At 66.0% G+C, this 3632-nt stretch carries 3 protein-coding genes; 2 read left to right on the top strand and 1 reads right to left on the bottom strand.

Translation table 11 applies throughout. The annotated features are described in order from the left end of the window. A partial coding sequence (locus EN781_RS28535) for an amidase (RefSeq protein WP_127400555.1) occupies positions 1-1169 on the bottom strand: 1169 nt, incomplete at its 3' end. 540 nt (positions 1170-1709) lie between these two features. Between EN781_RS28535 and odc2 the strand changes: the two genes are divergently transcribed. Further along, positions 1710-2843 carry an ornithine/lysine decarboxylase gene (gene odc2, locus EN781_RS28530; RefSeq protein WP_126058448.1) on the top strand — a complete coding sequence of 378 codons (1134 nt, stop codon included), beginning with the start codon at positions 1710-1712 and terminating at the stop codon, positions 2841-2843. Positions 2844-2942: 99 nt separating this feature from the next. Then, positions 2943-3632 (top strand): N-acetyltransferase (locus EN781_RS28525; protein WP_348631396.1); only part of this gene is annotated, 690 nt, incomplete at its 3' end.

Raw genomic sequence — 3632 nt, 5'->3', positions numbered from 1 at the left:
CGGCCGAGCCGTATCAGGGCGACGTCGCTTCCGGAAGGGCCGAGCAGTGACAGCCCGAACGGGGCGCCGTCGACCGATCCGAGCGGCAGCGTGATCTGCGGGAAACCGGAGAGGCCGGAGAGGCACAATAGATGCAGTGCCCTTTCGCGGTAAGTCTGCAGCTGTTCCGGCGCGCTCTTGACGAGCGGCGCCGCGCCCGGAACCGTCGGCAGGACGAGAAAGCCATGGCTGCCGAGCAGGGCGGCGAGCTCGGCGCGGAAGGCCAGCCGGCGCGCCTCTTCGGTTGCGACCGTCCTGGCATCGACGGCTCGGCCAAAAGCGAAACGCTCGTCGACGCCCGGCCCGAGACCGCGCTCGCCGCTGCTGATCCAGTCGCCATGCTCCTGCCATGCCTCGAAGGCCTGCAGGCGGCGAAAGCACCAATAGAGCTCGTCGGGGAAGGAGGCGAAACTGTACTCCACCTGCGCCGGCTCGCCGATGACGGAAGCGGCGAGCGCCTTCATTCTGGTATATTCGGTGGCCTCGGCCGTGCCCGACACTAAGGCGTCCAGCCAGCCGATCGACAGCGGCCGGTTGAGCCCATGCTGGTGCGGGTCGCGGCCGAGGAGCAGCTTGCCGACCGCCTCATAGGTTTCGATGTCGTCGGCGAACCAGCCGAAGCTGTCGAAGCTCGGCGCGAGCTTCATGGCGCCGTCGAGCGATATGCGGCCATGCGTAGTGCGCAGCCCGATCAGGCCGCAAAAACTCGCCGGGGCGCGGATCGAGCCGCCGGTGTCTGAGCCGGTGGCGATGTCGGCGAGCTTGCCCGCCACCGCCGCCGCTGATCCCGACGACGAGCCGCCGGTGACGCGCTCGGGCGCGGCCGGGTTCACCGGGAAGGGAAAATGCGCGTTCTGGCCCATCAGCGAGAAGGCAAGCTCGTCGGTCTGGGTCTTGCCGACGAATCGCGCGCCGGCGTCGAGAATGATCTGTACCGCCGGAGCGGTTTGCGAGGCGGCGTGGGCGTCGGCGAATTTGCCCGGATTGCCGCAGCCGGTGCGGTAGCCGGCGACGTCGTAGATGTCCTTGACGGCCAGCCGCAGCCCTGCCAGCGGGCCCAATTGCGCATGCGCGACAGGCATTTGGCGAAGGTTCAGGAAGGCGTTGAACGGTCCGTGCGTGCCTGTCATCGTTCGATATCCGGATACGGTATTCCGTAGATTGTTCGATGCCGGAAATTTTACAACCGCAGCTTACGATTTTTATTGATTGTGAAATCCATCGCTCCTATATCGCGCTTGCCCAAAGTCGCACGTGCCTGTGGGTGTCCGCCGATCCTCGAATGGTGAGGGCAATCGGTAAGGTAACTGGAGCCAACCACTCCAGTCGGTCAGTGGCCAACCACAAGATCGAGGACACCTTGAAGCAACGACGGTGCGGGCCTTTCTGGTTCTCTTCCGGTTGTCCAAAGACCGGGGTTACTAAAGAGGCACACCTTCATTGCCGGCAGTGCGGACGGGTCTCCCATCCAAGCCAAGGCAGACAAAGCGAACCGAGGCCGGGCAAGGCCAAGGTTCACCGCCGCGAGACGGCATTTCATGGTTCCGGGGTCTCCACCGGCTGGTTCCATGGATTTTCCGTCCCGCCTTTGTCCACCGCGTGTTCGCGAGGCCGACAGCCCGCGTCCCGCAGCCTTATTGCGCGCCGAAAGGCGTTATGGAGAGACCCCGATGGCCACCCAGCGCATCCTTGACTTCCTCGCCACCCGACGTCCGAACGGCCCGTGCCTCGTCGTCGACCTCGATGTCGTGCGCGACAATTTCCGCGCCTTCGAGAAGGCGTTGCCCGATTCCAAGATCTACTATGCGGTGAAAGCAAACCCGGCGCCGGAGATCCTGCGCCTGCTTGCTGCGATGGGCTCGTCCTTCGACACCGCATCGGTTGCCGAGGTCGAGATGGCCATGGACGCCGGCGCGCCGGCCGACCGCATCTCCTTCGGCAACACCATCAAGAAGGAGCGTGATATCGCACGCGCCTACCAGCTCGGCATCCGCCTGTTCGCGGTGGACTGCGTCGAGGAGGTCGAGAAGATCGCCCGCGTCGCACCCGGCGCGCGCGTCTTCTGCCGCGTGCTGACCGACGGCGAGGGCGCCGAATGGCCGCTGTCGCGCAAGTTCGGCTGCGTGCCGGCAATGGCGGTCGACGTGCTGCGCCATGCCAAGGCGCTCGGCCTCGACGCCTATGGCGTGTCGTTCCATGTCGGCTCGCAGCAGACCGATCTCACGGCCTGGGACCGCGCGCTGGGCGATGCCAAGAAGGTGTTCGCGACGCTCGCCGACGAGGGCATCGTTCTGAAAATGGTCAACATGGGCGGCGGCTTCCCGACCCGTTACCTGAAGGACGTGCCGGTGGCGCAGGCCTATGGCCAGGCGATCTTCTCGGCGCTGCGCAAGCATTTCGGCAACGCGCTGCCCGAGACCATCATCGAGCCAGGTCGTGGCATGGTCGGCAATGCCGGCGTCATCAAGTCGGAAGTCGTGTTGATCTCGAAAAAGGCCGACAACGACAATGTGCGCTGGGTGTTCCTCGACATCGGCAAGTTCGGCGGCCTCGCCGAAACCATGGACGAGGCGATCCGCTACCCGATCGTCACCGCCCATGACGGCACCGAGACCGCGCCTTGCGTGCTCGCCGGTCCGACCTGCGATTCGGCCGACGTGATGTACGAGAAGACGCCCTATCCGCTGCCTCTGTCGCTGACCATCGGCGACGAGGTGCTGATCGAAGGCACCGGCGCCTACACGACGACCTATTCCTCGGTCGCCTTCAACGGATTCGAGCCGCTCCGATCCTACGTGATCTGACCGGTTCGCAAGAACCGTTCTGATCATCCCAGGTGGGCGCATGTTCGCCCACCCGGGCTCGCCTGTGGAACAGACCTCCGCTCGTGAAGGATCGCGGACATGGAATACCTGATCAAATCGGCCATCGCGGCCACCGACATTGCCCCCTCATCCGGCCCTTCGGATCAGCTCTTCTTCGCGGGGGAGAAGAGCCCGATGGCAGCGCTTGCGCCCTCCCTGGCCCAACGGGCACAGGCTGGCTCGCGCGGCGAGCCGGGTGAGGGGGCCTCACAGGCTCCGGCATTCACCGTCGTGGCGGAAAGCGCCGGCGATATCGAGGCGCGCGAGGACCTGCTCGACCGCGCCATGGGACCTGGCCGTCGTAGGAAGTCGTCGGAGAAGCTGCGGCGCGGCCGCCGGCCCTCGGAAGGCCTGGCCTTTGTCGCACGCGATGCCTCGGGCGCGGTCCTCGGCACCGTGAGGCTTTGGGATGTGACGTTGGGCGAAGGCGGTCCGGCGGCCCTTCTACTCGGACCGCTTGCCGTCGAACCGGCGCTCAAGGGCTCCGGTGTCGGTTCGGCGCTGATGCGGCATGCGGTGACTGAAGCGGCGCGCCTCGGCCATGGCGCCATCCTGCTCGTCGGCGACGCGCCCTACTACGGGCGCTTCGGATTTTCGGCGGCGAAGACCGGCGCCCTCGCGATGCCCGGCCCCTATGAGCGGCACCGCCTGCTGGCGCTGGAACTGATGGAAGGCGTGCTCGACGACGCACACGGCACGCTTAAGGCTGCGGGACGCAAGCAAAAGGCG

The sequence above is a fragment of the Mesorhizobium sp. M4A.F.Ca.ET.090.04.2.1 genome (genome assembly GCF_003999085.1).
In the GTDB taxonomy this organism is placed as follows: Bacteria; Pseudomonadota; Alphaproteobacteria; order Rhizobiales; family Rhizobiaceae; genus Mesorhizobium.
Note: the sequence above shows the minus strand (reverse complement) of the source record. Positions and strands in the feature narration are given on the sequence as shown.

What these genes read in the sequence shown, in the direction of transcription:
- odc2 (WP_126058448.1), top strand. Translation starts at nt 1,710, where the DNA reads ATGGCCACCCAGCGCATCCTTGACTTCCTCGCCACCCGACGTCCGAAC.